Raw genomic sequence first — 18,477 nt, forward strand, 5'->3', positions numbered from 1 at the left:
GCCCGATCAGGCCCGATATCGCGCAACGAAATTCCTCAGAATCTGCGCGGGCGCGTGCACGTTTGCAGCATGGACCATCTCAACCAAAGCATCGGCTTCTTCGGGCGGAAAATAGCCGTGGTGTTTGTAGATCCCGATCCGGGTCTCAAAATTTCCGGCGTCGGCCTCGGGATGGAACTGTGTCGCATACACGTTTTTCCCATATCGGATCATTTGGAATGGACACCGCTCTGACATGACAAGATGGGCGCAGCCCTTTGGCAAGGTTTGCATCGCTTCTTTGTGGCCAACAAAGGCTTCAAATTTATCCGGTATGCCAGTTAGCAGCGGGTCAGTTGCGCCATCTTCGGTCAGGCGACAATCAGTTGCGCTGACGGGCTCTCCGTATTTTTCTTTGGATACCGCGCCGGGGTCAAGGTGGTGGCCCAGAATGCCAATCCCGTAGCAACAACCAAGAAAGGGCATGTCGCGCTTGGTGATATCCGGCATGAGGGCAAGGCAATCGGCTTCTATCTTGGCCTCGATCGGCGATTTCTTCCCGGGCGCGTCCGAAACACAGCCGGGACCTCCACCAACGATCACACCGGCATAGTCTTCCAGCGACAGCTCAGCCGGGATGTCTTCCTGATCCAGCCGGATACGGTGAACCTCGTTATGTGCCAATCCACCTTTCGACAGGAAAGCTTGGAACTCATCGTCGGATGCATCCGTTTCAGGGCGGAGTTGCAGGATCAGGAAGGGTTTCATCGCCACCTCGTTGCTTGTCGCGCGACGATGCCAAACGGCAAAGGTCGGGTCAATCACATGCAACGAGGATCGGGTGGGATGCGGCAATTTGGTCCGTATCCTGGCGTTCCTTATCCGTGTACACATTAGGCATTATGAATGTTTTCCTCCGCGGCGCGAACCGGAGACGAGGAGAGGCATGACCATGCGACATTACCTGACGATCACACTTGCCTTTATTTGGGCTGTCGGGGCCGGACACCATGTTCTGGCCGAGGGTCAGAATGCCAAGCCGACCCCGCCACCTGCGCCGCCTCCCATTCCAACAACAGCGACGGTGGATCATTCAAAACTTGAGGTTTTGCAGAAAGCCTTTTCGACGGGCCCCGAGGTTACGCAGGCCTGCTTGACCTGTCACAACGCGGCAGATGATCAGATCATGCATGCCATCCATTTCACGTGGGATTACCAGAGTGACAGCGGCCAGACACTGGGAAAGTCAAAAGTAATCAATGCTTTCTGTGGCAACGTGGCCGGGAATGAAGCGCGCTGTACATCTTGCCACGCAGGGTATGGCTGGGATGACATGTCGGTCACGCCCGCAGAAGCCGGCGTCGCGCCCGACTGTTTGGTCTGCCACGACCGGTCCGGGCAATACACCAAAACAGCCACGGGCGCGGGGCATCCACCGCTGGATCCCGTAAAGCCTGGCACAAAAACAATCACCGGATCGCTTGCGTGGCCTGTCGATTTGACCAAGGCTGCTCAATCGGTGGGTATGCCGGGACGCGACAATTGCGGCAATTGCCACTTTTACGGCGGCGGCGGGGACAACGTGAAACACGGTGACCTGAGCTCGGCGCTTTATGCGCCGCCGAAAGAGGTCGATGTGCATATGTCGCCGGATGGTCTGAACTTCACCTGTTCAACCTGCCATGTGGAGGACAAGCACAGTTGGGCCGGGTCGCGCTATGACACTGTTGCGAAAGACGTGGTCGGCACGGGGAAGCCGGGCGCTGTCCGCACTGCCGCGACCTGTGAAAGCTGCCACGATAACGATCCGCACCCGTTGAATATTAAAGGTGTGAAATTGAACGACCACACCGACAAAGTGGCGTGCCAGTCGTGTCACATCCCCGCATTTGCGCGCGGCGGTGTGGCGACCAAGACCTATTGGGACTGGTCCACGGCGGGCAAGATGGGCCCCGATGGCAAGCCAATGCACGAAGCAAACTTTGTACAGTCCGATGGCCAAGAGCTTCATACCTATCTGTCCACCAAGGGCGATTTTAAATGGGGCGAGGATGTCGTTCCACATTACGCTTGGTTCAACGGCCATGTTGAATATGCGACCGGGGAAGAGATCGATCCGACCACCATTGTCGAGGTAAACCGGATCAATGGTATTGCCGGCGGCGCGGACAGCCGAATCTGGCCCTTCAAGCGGATGGAGGGGCGGCAGGCTTATGACACAGACAGCAACAAGCTGGCTTATTCGCATGTCTGGGGGCCGACCACAGATACGGCATTCTGGACCAATTTTGACTGGCCGAAAGCGATCGAGGCCGGAATGAAGGCGGCCGGACAGGACTATTCGGGCAATTTCAGTTTTGTTGATACGCAGATGTATTGGCCGATCACGCATATGGTGGCACCGGCGCGGGACGCGCTTGATTGCGCCGCGTGCCATGCTGAAAACGGGCGGATGGATGGCATTACTGCGGTCTATATGCCCGGCACCAACCCGCGCTCACCCGTCGGCTTGCTGGGCATGGCGTTGGTGGCGCTGACCATTCTTGGCGTCGGACTTCACATCATCCTGCGCATCGCTGGTGGACGTAGAGGGGGATCCGATCATGGCTAGACGTATCGTCAAGGTTTACCCGAGGTTTGAGCGCCTTTGGCACTGGACTCAGATGCTGATGATTATGGTTTTGCTGTTCACGGGGTTTGGGTTGAACGGGCTGCATTCGCTGCTGCCATTCGGACCGGCGGTGATGCTCCATACCATTGCCGCGCTGATCCTGTTGGCGGTTTGGATTTTTGCTACGTTTTGGCTGTTTACCACCGGAACCTGGCGACAGTTCGTGCCGCATTTGGAAGGGCTTTTCAAGATGGCGCGTTTCTATGCTTATGGTGTGTTCAAGGGGGAAGAACCTCCGTATCGCAAGGTGTTCTGGCGCAAGCACAACCCACTTCAAGCCTTAACTTATTTCGGGCTGAAGATGGTGGTGTTTCCGGCAATCTGGGGCTCGGGGCTGCTATATCTGACCTACAATTTCTGGGCTGCCGACGAGGGGTCAACTTTTGCGCTTTATGTCATCGCCAATGTGCATCTGCTGGCGGCCTATGTCATCGCAGCCTTCGTTGTGACCCATGTCTACCTTCTGACGGTGGGTCATGGTTTCCGCGAACATGTGCGCCCCATGGTGACCGGCTATGACTGTGTCGATCTGACACCAGAGCAGGAAGCCTATCTGGAAACCAATGAGCCGGGTCGCTTGATGCCCAAATAGAGCGGATATCTAAAGATTCTTGAAAGCAGCGTGTGCGAAGGGATCTTTGCGCACGCTTTTTCTTAGCTGTGATGGCTGGACCGATGCATCGATCGGGTTACCGAAGGGGGTAGGGGCGCTTTAGATGACTGACATGCCGACAAAGAAAAAGGCCCGTCCAGAAGGGGGCCTTTGTCATCTTCTCAGATACGGTGCGTAACGCAGTGTTACCGGCCCCAGTTTCGAACCACGCCGCAATCCATATGCACAAAGTTCGATCCAGAATACTTGCCAACGCCGCCGCCTTGGCACGCAACAGCGGCTTTGAAGATCTGGTTGACCGACCGTGATTTCAGTCGCAGGTCAGCTGCCTGACCCTTCATGTGCAGAGAATTCTTCGCGACGCCGCGCGAGCGTGACCGCAACATTGCGTTGGTTTTCGGCGACCGATACCCCGACAACATCATATAGGGTTCACGTGCATCCATCAGCCCGTGAGCGGCTGCCATGATATCAACTGTGCGCGTGTCAATTTTGATCGACTGGTCCACGCGCCAGTCGCGCATGAAGTGGTTAATCTCTTTCAAGGCATCTTTGATGTATTTGCCTTCGATCCAATAAATCATATTGATCGTTTCGCCGGTGCGACCGGAATACATGGCGAGCCTGCGGACATCGCCCCCGCCGCGCAGGAAGCCCGCGGCATTTGCATACATCGGCGCGGCTGATACAGCAGTGGCGGCAAAAGCACCCAGCAACCCACGGCGTGTCAATACGGATTTCGATCCGACGGAAGTGTCGTTAGTCATGTCTCAGCGTGTCCCATCGCTTGCCTGTTTTGAGCACCTGATTTGGATCGTTGTCCTATCAAGGTAACAAGTTTTTTAGCCTCTTCCCCAGGCATGCGGAACTTATGGCACAACTCGAATCGCGGGCCAAGCAAAGATTTCAGTTGCTTAACGTGTTCAAGTGAAATCGGCAAAAATTTGCTGAAATAGCTCAAAAAGTGGTTAACCGTGGCCCAAACACGCCAAAGCATGGGCTGGAGGGCACGCCGTATCGGAACTCGCACGTTTAGCGGCTTTGTGAATGGACTTGTTAGGGCCAGTTGTGGAATATCAGGCATTATCAGCAGGTTTTTACTATTGGGCAAAATATGAATACGCACGCGCTGCCACGACGTCGTACCTCAGTTTTTTCGGCGGTTTTTGCCGTTTTGACGGGGATTTTCTTCCTAACAACAACGGCCTTGCCGGTCCAGGCGCAAACCAGAGTTTCCGCCTTTGCGCAGGCCGTTGCAGAAGCGGCCGCACGCGACACAGAGATCGCTGAGTTTTACCGGGCAAATGGCTATCAGCCAATTTGGACTGGAACCGAACTGACTGACATCGCGCGCCGCAGCGCTTTGTTAAAAGCGGTGGCAACCGCCGACAATCACGGTTTACCTGATTACGATACCGAAGGGCTGATGGCTCAGTTGAAGAGCGTGACCAGCTTGCGCGATTTGGGCCGCGTTGAAGTCGCGATGTCGAAGCTTTTCTTGTCTTACGCCCACGACGTCCACAGCGGTATCGTGACGCCGTCGCGAGTGGACAGTGGTATCGTGCGTGAGGCTCCACGCCAAAGCGGTGCCGACTTGCTGGCAAATTTCGTCAAATCCAATCCCAGTGGGTTCCTGAAAGCGCTGCCGCCGACATCCCCGGAATACGCGCGCTTGATGAAGGAAAAGCTGCGGCTAGAAAGCCTGTTGGCAAAGGGCGGATGGGGCGCTCCGGTGTCGGCCAATTCGCTGAAGCCAGGACAGGCTGGACCAGCTGTGGTGGCTTTGCGTAACCGTTTGATTCGCATGGGCTATCTTAACCGCTCGGCCAGCCAATCTTATGACGCATCGATCCAGAAGGCTGTGCAACAGTTCCAGCAAGACCACGGCCTGGTTTCTGATGGTGTTGCCGGGGCGGGCACGATTGCAGAGATCAATACGCCATTGGAAAAGCGCCTTGCCTCTATCCTAGTCGCGATGGAGCGGGAACGCTGGACGAATATCGAGCGCGGCAAACGGCATGTCTGGGTGAACCTCACAGACTTTACCGCCAAGATCGTTGACGGCGGTCGGGTCACGTTTGCCACCCGGTCGGTGATCGGCAAAAACCAACCTGATCGTCGCAGCCCAGAATTTTCTGACGTTATGGAGTTTATGGTGGTCAACCCGACCTGGAATGTGCCGCGGTCAATCGCGACAAAAGAGTATCTTCCGATGCTCAAGCGCAATCCAAATGCGGTTAGTCACCTGAAACTAATCGACAGCCGGGGGCGTGTGGTCAACCGGTCCGCAGTGAACTTTAACGCGTTCTCTGCCAAATCCTTCCCGTTCGCGATCAAGCAGCCGCCCTCCAGCCGCAACGCTTTGGGGTTGGTGAAGTTCATGTTCCCAAACAAATACAATATTTATCTGCACGACACGCCGTCAAAAAGTCTGTTTGGCCGTGATGTTCGGGCGTTCAGCCACGGCTGTATTCGTCTGAGCGATCCGTTCGACTTTGCCTATGCGATCCTGGCGAAGCAATCGTCCGACCCGAAAGGCACATTTCATAAAGTGCTGAACACTGGCCGCGAGACGCGGATCCAACTGGAAGAGCATATTCCAGTCCATATCGTGTATCGCACTGCGGTCGCCCCAGCGAAGGGACGGATGAACTATCGTCGCGACGTTTATGGCCGTGATGCCAAGGTTTGGGATGCCCTGCAAAACGCCGGGGTGGCGCTTGGCGGCGTAGGGGGGTAAATCCTTTGTCAGTGGTGTGGGCATTGCGCCCTGCACCGGGACAAGGAGGTCCGATGCAATTCACTCTTTCGCAAATTGCCGCCTCGCTCGGTACAAAGGTGCTGGGCAATGGGGATATCGTCCTGATCGGTGCTGCCGAGCCGTCCGATGCCGGCCCAGATCAACTTGCGCTCGCGATGGACCCAAAATATGCCGATGGAATCGCCAAGGGTCGGGCCCGCGCCGCGTTGTTGTGGGATGGGGCCGATTGGCAAGCGCTGGGGCTGGAAGGCGCGATCTGTTTGAACCGGGGAAAGGCGGCGATGCCGCTTCTGACACATGCGCTTGACCCGGGCTTGGGTATCGCCAAGGGCATTCACCCCACCGCTGTCGTGGCCGAAACCGCCAAGATTGGTGCTGGCGCCTGTATCGGACCTTTGGCTGTTGTCGGTGCCAATGTCACAATCGGGACCGGCGCACAAATCGCGCCCCATGCCTCAATCGGTTATGGCACCATGATCGGCGATGATCTTGTGCTGCATCCGGGCGCGCGCATCGCACATTTGTGCACCATTGGAGATCGCTATATCGGCCAGTCCAACTCTGTCGTTGGTGGTGACGGTTTTTCATACGTAACGTTGGATCAAGAAAGCGCTGTCGAAAGCCTGCGCGGCGGGATGGCGGACGGTGACAAAGCAGTTCAGGTGGTCGGCAGCCACCATTGGGCGCGCGTGCATTCACTGGGCGGGGTCGAGATCGGCGATGATGTCGAACTTGGCGCAAGCTCGACCATTGACCGTGGCACGATCCGCGCCACGCGCATCGGTCGCGGCACAAAGATCGATTGTCAGGTGCAGGTGGGTCACAATGCAGATGTTGGCGAAGATGTCATGATGTGCGGGAATGTCGGCGTATCGGGCTCTGCGCGGATCGGCAACCGTGTCGTTCTGGGCGGCAAAGTTGGGGTCAGTGACAATATTTTCATCGGCGATGATGTAATCGCCGGCGGCGGCACTAATATCTATACCAACGTGCCCGCTGGGCGCGCGGTTTTGGGAAGCCCGGCCGTGAAGATCGAAACCGAGATGGCGATCCGGCGCGAATTGCGTCGTCTTCCGCGGTTGGCCGAGACTCTGCGCGAGCTTCAAAAAACTGTTTCAAAACTGGTGGACAAGGACTAGAAAAACGCGCAACGCGAAAGGGAACTCTATGTCGGACAGCATCAAAGATCGCGTAATTGCCATCCTCGCGGAGCAGGCCATGATTGAGCCCGGTGACATTTCGATGGATCAGTCGCTGGAGGATCTTGGCATCGACAGCCTTGGCCTTGTCGAAAGTATTTTCGCGATCGAAGAAGCTTTTGATGTGTCGGTGCCTTTCAATGCCAATGACCCGAACGAAGGCGACTTCGACATCTCGTCGGTCGATGCGATCATTCAGGCAGTCTCAGGGCTGGTTGCCACGCAGGCAGCCTGAAGGAGACACATCACATGCGACGCGTTGTTATCACCGGACAAGGCACGATCAACGCGCTTGGCCGGAACGTGGCCGAAACGCTTGATGCCATGCGCAACGGCCGCTGTGGGATCGGCGATCTTGAATTTCAGGACGTGGAACGCCTGTCCATCCGCATTGGGGCGCAGATCAAAGGCTACGAGCCGGAAGACAGTTTCAACCGCCAGCAAATCGCACTGTATGACCGATTTACGCAATTCACATTGTTGGCCGCCCGCGAAGCGATCACCCAATCCGGGTTGAGCTTTTCGGGCGAACTTGCAACCCGCTCAGGCGTCATTTTGGGCACGTCAGGCGGTGGCATGAACACGCTCGATGAAAACTACCGCACAGTTTACGAGGACGGGAAAAACCGGGTGCATCCGTTCGTGGTGCCGAAACTGATGAACAACGCCGCCGCCAGCCATGTGTCGATGGAATGGAACTTGAAAGGGCCAAGTTTCACTGTGGCGACCGCCTGTTCCAGCTCGAACCACGCGATGGGGCAGGCGATGCAGATGATCCGCACCGGCATGGCGGATGTCATGATCACCGGCGGGTCCGAGGCGATGCTGTGTTTTGGCGGTATTAAGGCGTGGGAAGGGCTGCGGGTCATGTCCAAGGACGCCTGCCGCCCGTTTTCGGCCAATCGAAACGGCATGGTGCAAGGCGAAGGCGCTGCCGTCTTCGTATTCGAAGACTACGACCGTGCCCGAGCCCGGGGCGCAGAAATTCTGGCCGAGGTGGTCGGCTTTTCAATGACCTCTGACGCGGCGGACATCGTGATGCCGTCCAAACAGGGCGCGTCGCGCGCCATCACCGGTGCGATGCGTGATGCACGGCTGAACCCGGAAGATGTGACTTACGTGAATGCACATGGCACCGGGACCGCGGCCAATGACAAGACGGAATGTGCTGCGGTGGCAGATGCGTTCGGGCATCACGCGGATGACTTGATGATTTCGTCCACCAAGTCGATGCATGGCCATTTGATCGGTGGCACCGGCGCGGTCGAGCTTCTGTCCTGCATTATGGCGTTGCGCGACGGGGTGATTGCGCCAACCATAGGATATGAAGAGCCTGACCCAGAATGTGCGCTGGATGTGGTGCCGAATGTCGCGCGAGACGTGAAGGTTGATGCTGTGCTGTCAAATGCCTTTGCCTTCGGCGGGCTGAACGCGGTGCTTGCGCTGCGCGCTGTCTGACCACCGGGACCGACCGGAACGAATAACGCCGCCCCGAAGAGGCGGCGTTAAAAAAGCGTTTCAAATGAAACCTGAGACAGGGATCATTCGAAACGCCGCTCAACATTTCAGCCTATCGCACGTTTCGCCAAAACCGGTGTCGCAGGTTTTTGGCGAAACACTTTAGGTTCTAGATCAATCGGTTACTGCTGTGGTGCAGTCGGAACGATCAGCTCGTCATACGCGCCAGTGAAGCCGCTCAGCGACATGGTCAGGTTGACCTTTTGATCAGGGGCTGCGGCCGGTACGATCGTAACAGTGGCCGCTGCACCGCGTTTGAAGCCATCAACCTCGGCCTTGGTGAAGCCTATATTGGCAACACAACCGGGCTGCGCGCAGAACCGGAACGGGTAACGTTTTCCCTGTGCGCCGTCGACCGAAATGGTCAGCTGCTGGGTCAACAGTGTTTCAAGCGGCACGACAACCGTCGCCCCGGCAACAGCCTGACCACCATCTGGCAACCGTCCCAGCGACACTTCGGCGACCGCATTGCCTTTGTCATCTTTCAGTAGTTGATACATCTGGCACGGATCGTCGCCCTGACCCTCAGGCAGAGTAATACACTTGCGTTCCCAATCGCCGACGACCTTTTCAATATAGGTCTGTCCGGGCTGACGGGCGTCGCTTGCCGGTTCGCCCAAATCGACATTGGGTTGCGCAGGTTCTGCCGCTTCAGTTGCGGGCGCAGCTGCGTCGGGTGCCGCCTCGGTCGTGTCCTGTGCAAACACTGGGGTCGCCAGTGCCAAAAGCGCTGCAAGGGGCAGGGTTTTAATCAGCTCAGCCTTCATTTTCGATCCTCATAATATATCGGGTCTGTTTGAGCGTTGGATAACATGCCCGTGCAGGGCTGTCAGGCCCAAAACCCCTGAAAACCTGTGTGCATTCCGTTGACCAGCGGGGATGGGCAAGAGATTGCCGAATTGTGCGTGGCAATACCGGGCATTCTGGCTGGGTAAAGTGGGCTCGGCAAATTCGTCACGAGGCGCCAAACATCGAAAAGGGCCCGCAAAGCAGACCCTTTTCATTATTTTCTCTCCCTGCCGGACTGACCGGCTTATTGAGGCAGACGCTATGGCACTTGGTCGCAGGGGTCAAGAACTTTTGCGACGCAAAACTGGCCCGATATGTCGGTTTCTGAGGGCGGGAATGATACATTAGGTGAATGATGTAATTTGCTGATCATGTTAATAAAAATGCCTCGCCCGAAGGCGAGGCCAGTCTGACAGGGAGGATGTCAACCCCAAAGGCCATTGACCCCGGGGTGAATCCACTCTGGCACAAGTGGGTTAATTTAGTATTGTTCATCAAAGACGGTTTTTGGCCTTGGGAGGCGCATAGATGGACGGTACGATTTTTATAGGCGGTGGGGGCGAAGATTATGCCACCAAACAAGGGCTCTTGTTGAAATACGCCAACCGCCACGGGTTGGTTGCCGGGGCAACCGGTACCGGGAAAACCGTTACTTTGCAGATCATGGCCGAAAGTTTCGCCGCGCAAGGAGTTCCGGTCTTTATGTCGGATGTCAAAGGCGACCTTTCTGGGCTGGCGAAAGCCGGATCTGAAGGGTTCAAGCTGCACGAGGCCTTTACCAGCCGCGCCCAAAAAATCGGGTTTGATGATTATGCCTATGAGGCCTTTCCGGTCACATTCTGGGACTTGTTTGGTGATCAGGGTCACCCGATCCGCACCACGGTCACCGAAATGGGTCCACTTTTGCTGTCACGCCTGCTGGAGCTGACGGACGCACAGGAAGGGGTGTTAAACATCGCCTTTCGGGTCTCCGATGAACAAGGTCTGCCGCTTCTGGACCTAAAAGATCTGCAAGCCTTGCTGGTTTGGGTCGGCGAGAATGCAAAAGAACTGTCATTGCGCTATGGCAATGTGTCCACAAGTTCTGTTGGGGCAATCCAACGTGCGCTTTTGGTGCTGGAAAACCAGGGTGGCTATAAGCTGTTTGGTGAGCCCGCACTGGATCTGGCCGACATCATCCGCACTGATATTGACGGGCGTGGGCGCATTTCCATCCTGGCGTCTGACAAGCTGATGGGTGCGCCGCGCCTTTATGCAACCTTCCTTCTGTGGCTTTTGTCTGAACTGTTTGAAGAACTGCCCGAAGTCGGCGACCCGGACAAACCCAAACTGGTGTTCTTCTTTGACGAGGCGCATTTGCTGTTTGACGACGCTCCAAAGGCACTGGTCGACAAGGTAGAACAGGTTGCACGGCTGATCCGTTCCAAGGGGGTTGGGGTCTATTTCATTACCCAGAACCCGGCCGATGTGCCTGAAGATATTCTTGGGCAATTGGGCAACCGCATCCAACATGCGCTGCGCGCCTTTACTGGCAAGGACCGCAAAGAACTGAAACAAGCCGCCGAGACCTATCGCGACAATCCGCGGTTCTCGACCGAGGATGCGATCCGCGAAGTTGGCGTGGGCGAAGCTGTGACCTCGTTTCTGGGGGGCAAGGGTGCGCCCGGTGTGGTCGAGCGGACCTTGATCCGCCCGCCAAGCTCGCAGCTTGGGCCGATTGAACCGGGGGAGCGGAAAGCCTTGATTGATGCCTCACCGATAGCCGGGAAATATGAGACGCTGCAGGACCGCGATAGCGCCTATGAAATGCTGACCAAACGGGCCACTGACGCTGCAAAAGAAGCAGAAGAGGCGGAGCGTCGCGAAGCTGAGGCCGAAACACTGACCTTGCGCGAATTCAACTCCGGACGTCGATATACCGGCACCGAAGATGACAAGCCAACGTCACGCCAGCGGTCGCGCAAATCTACCGATGAAGGGTTCAGCGAAGCCGTCGTCAAGGTGGTGATCAAAGAACTCAAGGGCACGACCGGCAGACGCATCGTGCGTGGCATCTTCGGGTCACTGTTCAAGGGACGGTGACACCTGTCGGGCACCACATTTAGCGCAGCGTATAGGTGCGCTCGGTGCCGTCTTCGCTGGTCAGGGTCGCCTGATCGCCGTCGATCTGGACATCCAGACAGCCGCTTGACCGCATGGGTTCGGGCGTTGGTTCGGTCAGGGTGCGGCAATACTGTCCACCTTCGACCGACCACGTGCCGCCAAATTGCATCGCGTCACTGCCACCGGTGATGGTGCCATCTTCTTCCAGTTTGATCGCCAGCCCGGTTTTACCAACGAAAGACTTTCCGGCCAGCGCCTGAAAAAGCGGGTCCTGCGTGTCACCATCGGCCATCGCGGCCGGTGCGGTTGCGGCGAGGGCGCAGATCGCGGCTGTCAGTGTAAAGCGCGAATACGGGCGATGTGTCATGAAAATCTCCGATACCGGTTGGGTTTTTTCAGCTAGCCGTCATCTGGCGATTAAGCACAAGCCCCAAACCCAGCGACATACCCGCGCATTTCGCGCACTACAGGGGACGGATCTTCAGCGCGGCCACCCTGTTGCCATCGCGCTTCAACACTTCGAACCGGAACCCATGGAAGGAAAAGACTTGCCCTTCATTGGGGATCATCTGAGCTTCGTGGATCACCAGACCAGCGATGGTGTTGGCCTCGTCATCTGGCAGGTTCCAGTCGTTGGCGCGGTTGATGTCGCGGATTGTCATGGCCCCCTCGGCAACGTAGCTGCCGTCGGCGTGTCGCTTGATCTCGGGCTCTGCTTGAACGTCAAACTCGTCAGTGATTTCGCCCACGATTTCTTCCAGAATGTCCTCGAGCGTGATCAGACCTTCCAGCGACCCGTACTCATCCACTACAAGCGCAAAATGGGTGTGACGCCGCAAAAACTGCCGCATCTGGTCATCCAGCGTGGTGGTTTCAGGGATGAAATACGGCTTCATCGCCACTTGCAGAACATCAAACTCTTCGATCGGTTTGCCTTCGGATTGCGCCATATACATCGCGCGGCTCAGATCCTTGGCATGAATAACGCCGATGATGTTTTCAGGTTCATCCCGGAAGACGGGCAGGCGGGTGTGGCGCGAGGCAAGGATTTGTTCCAGCACCCCGATTGCCGGGGCCGAGGCGTCGATCATCTCGATCTGACTGCGGTGGAGCATGATTTCCTCAACGGCGCGGTCGCCAAGATCAAGCGCGCCCAGCAGGCGGTCGCGATCCTCTTTTTCAACGGCCCCCTCTGAATGGCCCAGCGCGATCGCGCCCATGATCTCTTCGCGGACGGCCAGAATGTGGCTGTCGGGGTCGGTCTTTACGCCAAACAGGCTGAGCAACCCGCGCGTGATGACGCGCACGGCCGACACGATCGGCGAGAATATCAAGATCACGATGGATATCGGGGCAGACGCCTTCGCAGCGGCATCTTCCGGCATTGTAATGGCATATGTCTTCGGCAGCACCTCAGCGAAAATCAGCACCAACAAGGTCATCACCAGTGTGGCCATCGCCACGCCGCTGTCGCCAAACAAGCGGGTAAACAGCGCCGTCGCAAGCGAGGTCGCAAGGATGTTCACGAGGTTGTTGCCCAATAGAACCGAGCCGATCAGACGTTCGTTGTCCTCGGTGATGTTCAGGGCGCGCTCGGACCCCCGGTCGCCGCGGTCTGCGCGGGATCGCAATTTGCCGCGAGACGCCGCCGTCAAAGCTGTTTCTGATCCCGAAAAGAAGGCGGACAGCACAAGTAGCGCCGCAATAGCTGCGCAGCTGATCCAAAAGCCTGTGTCCATGATGTTCCCGATTGCCTTTCGCTTTTTCAGTTAGTGTTATGTAGGTCAACGCGTATGCTTTCAAGGGACTGCCAACAAAGGGAGGACGCAGATGGGTCATGTGATGGACAAACTGGTGCGGTTTGGTGTCGCTCCGGTGATGGGCGATCAGGCACATGACGCACGCGAGATGATGGCGATGTCCTTGCTTGACTGGGCCACAGTGGCGATTGCCGGTCGGAATGAGCCAGTCGCGCGTATTGTCCGCGAAATGGCCGTGGACGACGGCGGCGATGGGCAGGCCAGCATTGTTGGGCGATCACGTAAGCTGCCGGTGCGCGCGGCGGCTATGGTCAATGGCGTGGCGTCGCATGCGCTGGACTATGACGACACGCATTTCGCCCATATCGGGCACCCCTCAGTTGCTGTGGTGCCGGCTGCCCTGGCCGTTTCCGAGTGGATCCGAGCGCCGGGATCGGAATTGCTGGACGCCGCTTTGGTGGGGGTCGAAGGGTCGATCCGGTTGGGGCGTTGGCTGGGGCGAAACCACTACCAGACGGGGTTTCATCAAACTGCGACCGCCGGGGCGTTTGGCGCAACTTTGGCCGCCGGGCGATTGTTGGCGCTAAGCTCGCATCAGATGGCCCATGCATTGGGGTTGTGCGCAACCCGCGCGTCGGGGCTGAAAAGCCAGTTCGGTACGATGGGCAAGCCCTATCATGCCGGTCTGGCCACCGAAACTGGCGTCGAGGTCGCACGCGCCGCCAAGGCCGGGTTCACCTCGGCCCGTGAAGGGATCGAAGGACCACAAGGCTTTGGACGCACCCATGCAGGTGAGGGTGATATGACTGCGTTTGACGGTTTGGGTCGCCAATGGGACAGCCTGACAATAAGTCACAAGTTTCATGCCTGCTGCCACGGTATCCACGCGATGCTTGAAGCCTTGTCGAAGATTGACTGCGCGGCAGGGGATGTGGCCGAAATTCAACTTTGGACCCATCCTCGCTGGATGAGTGTATGCAACATTCCACATCCCTCAACCGGGCTGGAAGTCAAATTTTCCTATGCGCATTGTGCCGCAATGATCCTCTCAGACGTAGACACGGCCGCGTTGGAGAGTTTTTCGGATCAGGTCGCGCGCGATCCTGCGCTGGTCGCACTGGCGTCGCGGGTGCATGTGGTGGCTGACGACAACATTTCCGAGACCGCCGCCCGGGTGGAGGTCACGAAAAACAACGGTGCCGTGTTGAGCCGCGACCATAATCTGAAGGCACCGGTACGACTTGCGGATCGCCGCCTGAAGCTAGAGGCCAAGTCGCGCGCGCTTTTGGGGGAGCGAGCAGACCAGTTGATCGAGGCTGTCGGCTCATTGCCCGACTTGCCCGCCTTGTGCACACTTCTGCGAACTTCTTGATCTGAAAAAGGCAAAAGGCGAGCATTTCCGCCCGCCTTTTCGATGTCCTTACCTGAGGCTGTGTTACGAGGTCATATCATAGGCGCGTTCGCCATGTGCTGACAGATCCAGCCCGTTGGTTTCCATTTCGGCATCCACGCGCAGTGGCATCACCAGCGCGACCAGCTTGATCAAAACCACGGTGACGAGGGCTGTGAACAGACCGACGATCACAAGCGCACCAATCTGGGCAATCCAGCTGCCCTGACCCAGGACCGCGATCATAAGGGTGCCGAAGATCCCGCCGACACCATGCACGGCGAACACGTCCAGCGTATCGTCGATCTGCAACTTGTTGCGCACGATGTTCACCGCTTCCTGACACAGAATGCCGGCGACAGCGCCGATAAACAGGGCGGCGATGGGACCAACGAAACCCGACGCCGGGGTGATCGACGCCAGCCCCGCAATGGTTCCGGTCACAATGCCGACAAGGCTGGCCTTGCCATATTTGATCCGCTCCCACACAGCCCATGACAGGGACGCTGTTGCCGCCGAGATATGCGTGACCGTGATCGCCATTGCGGCCCCACCATCTGCAGCCAGTTGCGAACCGCCGTTAAAGCCAAACCAGCCGACCCAAAGCATGCCCGCGCCCATGAACACCATCCAGGGGGCGTGCGGCGGTGTTGTGCGGTGTCTGCGCGGGCCAAGGAAAACCGCGACGATCAGCGCGGCAATCGCTGCGGTTTCATGAACCACAATACCGCCTGCAAAATCGCGTGTGCCGGTCTCGCCAAAAATACCGCCATCGGCCATTGCGCCGCCGCCCCAGATCCAGTGGACAACGGGCGCGTAACACAAAAGCATCCACAAGCCCGAGAAGGTCATCACAAAGCCAAACCCGACCCGTTCCACATAAGCGCCAACGATCAGCGCTGGTGTGATGATCGCGAAGGTCATTTGGAACGCAAAGAACAGAACCTCGGGCAGGGTGCCCGACAGGCTATCAGCGGTCACCCCCGACAGGAAAGCCTTGTCCAAGCTGCCAAACCAACCATGCGTCGCGTCCCCGAACGCGATGGTATAGCCGAAGGCCAGCCACAAAACGCTCATCAGACAGGCGATGGCATAGACATGCATGAAAACGCTCAGGACGTTTCTGGCCCGGACAAGCCCGCCGTAAAACAATGCCAATCCCGGCAATGACATGAAAAGCACGAGCGCGGTGGCCACGATGATCCAAGCAGTATCTGCCCCGTTCATATTCCCCTCCTAGGGTGAGTTTGGTGTTGCCGTGTTTTGTGGCGCAGCAAGGATGGGGACGGGATAGCCTTTGCGTGATTTATGGGCAAAAGCGGTGGGAAAACACAAAGCGCCCATAAATTGGGCTAAATAACTGGCGCATGGCTAGGAATCCAGCGCCCGGAAAACCGAAATTCAGCGTGCGCCTAAAGCCAAGGCAGCCTGCGATAAAAGCGTCAAAGCGTGATCGGCAGCGGCATAGCGCACCTTTGCGCGGCCCATTGCGCCGAATTCAATGGTTTCGGTTTGGCACCCCTCGCGCGTTGCCAGTCCAGAGCAAACGCGCCCTTCGGGTTTGTGTTCGGACCCGCCGGGGCCTGCGATACCGGTGATCGACACGGCAAGATCTGCCTGCGACCTAGCCAGGGCACCAACGGCCATTTCGTGCGCAATCTGTTCAGAGACGGCTCCGAATTCGTCCAGTGTGGCTTGGATAATGCCCAACATGTCGCGTTTGGCTGCGTTGGAGTAGGTGATGAAACCCCGGTCAAAAACATCAGAACTGCCCGGCACGTCGGTCAGCCACGCGCCAACCATGCCACCTGTACAGCTTTCGGCGGTGGCTATTTTCAAGCCTTTGGTGCGGCACAGGTCAATAAGGTCAGGCGCGTTCATGGGCTACATCAAAACCGCGTGGGCGGCATAGGCAGCGATGATGACGGTCACCGCGGCGGCCACACCCGCAAAGACATCATCCAGCATAACGCCCGCGGCGTCTCCGCGACGGTCAGCTTTGCCTATGGGGCCAAACTTGGTGATGTCAAAGAAGCGAAACGCCAAAAACCCGATGACCCAACCGGGATAGAGCGCCAGAAAATCCGCGCCCATCATCTTTGCGCCAAACGACACGGGAAACAGCGTGATCCACATGCCCACCACCTCGTCGATTACCACTTCGCCGGGGTCGTGGTTGTCCGATCCTGCGGTATAGGCTTCGGTCGCTTTCAGACCAACATAATAGGCAATAATGGTCGCGCCGGTCAGGGCAATCGGGCCACCGATCGTATGCAGCACCCAAGCCACGGGCAGCGCCGCCAGCGTGCCCCAAGTGCCGGGCGCGGGTTTCAGCAGCCCGGCATAGAAGAAGGTCGCAATCAGCTTGGCAGTCGATTTTTGCATAAGGTCAGTCCCTGATCAAAGTGGCCGAGGCCAGCGACGCTATGCCTTCGGATCGCCCGGTAAAACCAAGTCGCTCGGACGTCGTGGCTTTCACCGACACACGGTCCAGATCCAACCCCATAATTTCCGCCAGCGCTTCTCGCATTGCCAATGCGTGCGGTCCGATTTTCGGGTATTCGCACACCAACGTGACGTCCACATTGGCCAACCGGAAGCCCCGCTTGCCAGCCAAGGCCACCGCATGGCGCAGGAAGATGTCGCTGGCCGCGCCCTTCCATTGTGGGTCCGAGGGCGGAAAATGTTGTCCGATATCCCCTTCGGCCAGCGCGCCATAGATCGCATCGGTCAAGGCGTGCATCCCGACATCGGCATCCGAATGGCCCTTGAGCTTGCGGCTATGCGGGATGCGCACGCCGCATAGGATGACGTGGTCGCCATCCTCAAACGCATGCACGTCAAACCCGTTGCCCATACGAATATCCATCGCCTGTTCCTTCGCTCTGTCACGGATCAACCTTTCGGCGCGGGCGAAATCGTCCGGCCCGGTGATCTTCATATTGGTCTCATCGCCTAACGTGATGGCGACGTCCAGCCCTGCCATGCGAGCCACTTCAACGTCGTCGGCGGCACTGCCTTGAAGCCCTCGATGGGCGGCAAGGATCGGGTCGAAGTGAAAACCTTGCGGGGTCTGCGCGCGATAAAGCCCGGCGCGCGACTGGGTGCCGGTCACTTGCCCGTCCGCGCCATGCCATAGGGCGTCAGTGACGGGCAGGGCGGGCGCGGCACCGGACGAGGTCGCCAATGCATCAATCACGTTGTCGATGACATCGTGGCTGACCAAAGGGCGGGCGACGTCATGGATCAGCACATACTCGGGTGCGCGGGCGGCCAGTGCCTCCAGCCCGGCGCGCACACTGGCATCACGCGTTGCCCCACCATGGACAAGCTCGACCCCCGCGATCTCTGCGGCCTGCGCGTGGTCATCGGGATGTATCACCAACAGACACTGAGTGATGCGCGGATGGCCCTGAAGGGCCGCCACAGTGTGCTGGGCGACTGACGCGCCAGCGACCTCGCGCCACTGTTTGGGCAGGCCTGCCCCTGCGCGCGTGCCGCGACCGGCGGCGACAATGATGGCTGCGATTTCCATGGCTCATGTTTAGGCCGTGCCGAAATGAAGGACAATGGGGACGATTGAGGGCGAAATACCGCACAAAAAATAGGCAAAATGTGAATCCAGACCTCGCTTAATGGGCGGAAAGTTGATATTTCGCAGGGTGGCACGCAGGTTTAGACGTGTTGCACAAGG

17 protein-coding genes are annotated in these 18,477 nt (G+C 57.8%); 8 read left to right on the top strand and 9 right to left on the bottom strand.

The features are described from left to right. Window positions 1–6: 6 nt before the first annotated feature. Complete coding sequence (locus K3556_RS07755) at window positions 7–747, bottom strand: glutamine amidotransferase (protein WP_260519198.1); 741 nt, start codon at window positions 745–747, stop codon at window positions 7–9. A 184-nt stretch (window positions 748–931) separates the two neighbouring features. Between K3556_RS07755 and K3556_RS07760 the strand changes: the two genes are divergently transcribed. Next, complete coding sequence (locus tag K3556_RS07760) at window positions 932–2,590, top strand: tetrathionate reductase family octaheme c-type cytochrome (protein WP_260519140.1); 1,659 nt, start codon at window positions 932–934, stop codon at window positions 2,588–2,590. Beyond that, a complete protein-coding gene (locus tag K3556_RS07765) occupies window positions 2,583–3,242 on the top strand; it encodes a cytochrome b/b6 domain-containing protein (protein WP_260519141.1) in 660 nt (219 codons plus the stop codon). The genes K3556_RS07760 and K3556_RS07765 overlap by 8 nt, the downstream gene beginning before the upstream one ends. A gap of 206 nt (window positions 3,243–3,448) precedes the next feature. On the opposite strand, the gene K3556_RS07770 is transcribed toward K3556_RS07765, so the two are convergent. Beyond that, window positions 3,449–4,030 (bottom strand): YcbK family protein, encoded by a 582-nt coding sequence (locus K3556_RS07770; RefSeq protein WP_260519142.1) that lies wholly within the window; start codon window positions 4,028–4,030, stop codon window positions 3,449–3,451. 347 nt (window positions 4,031–4,377) lie between these two features. Here K3556_RS07770 and K3556_RS07775 point away from each other — a divergent pair, with 347 nt between their 5' ends. Genes K3556_RS07775 through K3556_RS07790 form a run of 4 tightly spaced genes read left to right on the top strand, consistent with a single transcriptional unit; the run spans window position 4,378 to window position 8,681 of the window. Further along, window positions 4,378–6,003 carry a murein L,D-transpeptidase gene (locus tag K3556_RS07775; RefSeq protein WP_260519143.1) on the top strand — a complete coding sequence of 542 codons (1,626 nt, stop codon included), beginning with the start codon at window positions 4,378–4,380 and terminating at the stop codon, window positions 6,001–6,003. A gap of 53 nt (window positions 6,004–6,056) precedes the next feature. Further along, window positions 6,057–7,163: a UDP-3-O-(3-hydroxymyristoyl)glucosamine N-acyltransferase gene (locus tag K3556_RS07780; RefSeq protein ID WP_260519144.1), complete on the top strand. Its 1,107-nt coding sequence runs from the start codon at window positions 6,057–6,059 to the stop codon at window positions 7,161–7,163. 28 nt (window positions 7,164–7,191) lie between these two features. Next, window positions 7,192–7,458 (top strand): acyl carrier protein, encoded by a 267-nt coding sequence (locus K3556_RS07785; protein WP_260519145.1) that lies wholly within the window; start codon window positions 7,192–7,194, stop codon window positions 7,456–7,458. Between the two features lie 14 nt (window positions 7,459–7,472). Then, a complete protein-coding gene (locus K3556_RS07790) occupies window positions 7,473–8,681 on the top strand; it encodes a beta-ketoacyl-[acyl-carrier-protein] synthase family protein (RefSeq protein ID WP_260519146.1) in 1,209 nt (402 codons plus the stop codon). A gap of 182 nt (window positions 8,682–8,863) precedes the next feature. On the opposite strand, the gene K3556_RS07795 is transcribed toward K3556_RS07790, so the two are convergent. Continuing rightward, window positions 8,864–9,508, bottom strand: coding sequence for an invasion associated locus B family protein (locus tag K3556_RS07795; RefSeq protein ID WP_260519147.1), 645 nt, complete (start codon window positions 9,506–9,508; stop codon window positions 8,864–8,866). A gap of 550 nt (window positions 9,509–10,058) precedes the next feature. On the opposite strand from K3556_RS07795, the gene K3556_RS07800 reads away from it, so the two are divergent. After that, a complete protein-coding gene (locus K3556_RS07800) occupies window positions 10,059–11,612 on the top strand; it encodes a DUF853 domain-containing protein (protein ID WP_260519148.1) in 1,554 nt (517 codons plus the stop codon). 19 nt (window positions 11,613–11,631) lie between these two features. Here K3556_RS07800 and K3556_RS07805 read toward each other — a convergent pair whose 3' ends face one another. Both K3556_RS07805 and K3556_RS07810 read right to left on the bottom strand, forming a co-directional pair. Continuing rightward, window positions 11,632–12,000 carry a hypothetical protein gene (locus tag K3556_RS07805; protein ID WP_260519149.1) on the bottom strand — a complete coding sequence of 123 codons (369 nt, stop codon included), beginning with the start codon at window positions 11,998–12,000 and terminating at the stop codon, window positions 11,632–11,634. Between the two features lie 97 nt (window positions 12,001–12,097). Further along, complete coding sequence (locus K3556_RS07810) at window positions 12,098–13,372, bottom strand: HlyC/CorC family transporter (protein ID WP_260519150.1); 1,275 nt, start codon at window positions 13,370–13,372, stop codon at window positions 12,098–12,100. 91 nt (window positions 13,373–13,463) lie between these two features. Here K3556_RS07810 and K3556_RS07815 point away from each other — a divergent pair, with 91 nt between their 5' ends. After that, complete coding sequence (locus K3556_RS07815; RefSeq protein ID WP_260519151.1) at window positions 13,464–14,765, top strand: MmgE/PrpD family protein; 1,302 nt, start codon at window positions 13,464–13,466, stop codon at window positions 14,763–14,765. A 63-nt stretch (window positions 14,766–14,828) separates the two neighbouring features. Here K3556_RS07815 and K3556_RS07820 read toward each other — a convergent pair whose 3' ends face one another. The 4 genes from K3556_RS07820 to K3556_RS07835 form a co-directional block, all read right to left on the bottom strand. Next, entirely contained in the window at window positions 14,829–16,010 is a 1,182-nt protein-coding gene (locus tag K3556_RS07820) for an ammonium transporter (RefSeq protein WP_260519152.1), read from the bottom strand. 174 nt (window positions 16,011–16,184) lie between these two features. Then, a complete protein-coding gene (locus K3556_RS07825) occupies window positions 16,185–16,664 on the bottom strand; it encodes a CinA family protein (RefSeq protein ID WP_260519153.1) in 480 nt (159 codons plus the stop codon). Window positions 16,665–16,667: 3 nt separating this feature from the next. Continuing rightward, the gene (locus tag K3556_RS07830) at window positions 16,668–17,168 is read right to left on the bottom strand and encodes a phosphatidylglycerophosphatase A (RefSeq protein WP_260516250.1); all 501 of its coding nucleotides are present in this window, start codon (window positions 17,166–17,168) and stop codon (window positions 16,668–16,670) included. A gap of 4 nt (window positions 17,169–17,172) precedes the next feature. Then, window positions 17,173–18,318, bottom strand: coding sequence for a bifunctional 2-C-methyl-D-erythritol 4-phosphate cytidylyltransferase/2-C-methyl-D-erythritol 2,4-cyclodiphosphate synthase (locus K3556_RS07835; RefSeq protein ID WP_260516251.1), 1,146 nt, complete (start codon window positions 18,316–18,318; stop codon window positions 17,173–17,175). Window positions 18,319–18,477: the final 159 nt, after the last annotated feature.

Source organism: Aliiroseovarius sp. M344 (assembly GCF_025140835.1).
In the GTDB taxonomy this organism is placed as follows: domain Bacteria; phylum Pseudomonadota; class Alphaproteobacteria; order Rhodobacterales; family Rhodobacteraceae; genus Aliiroseovarius.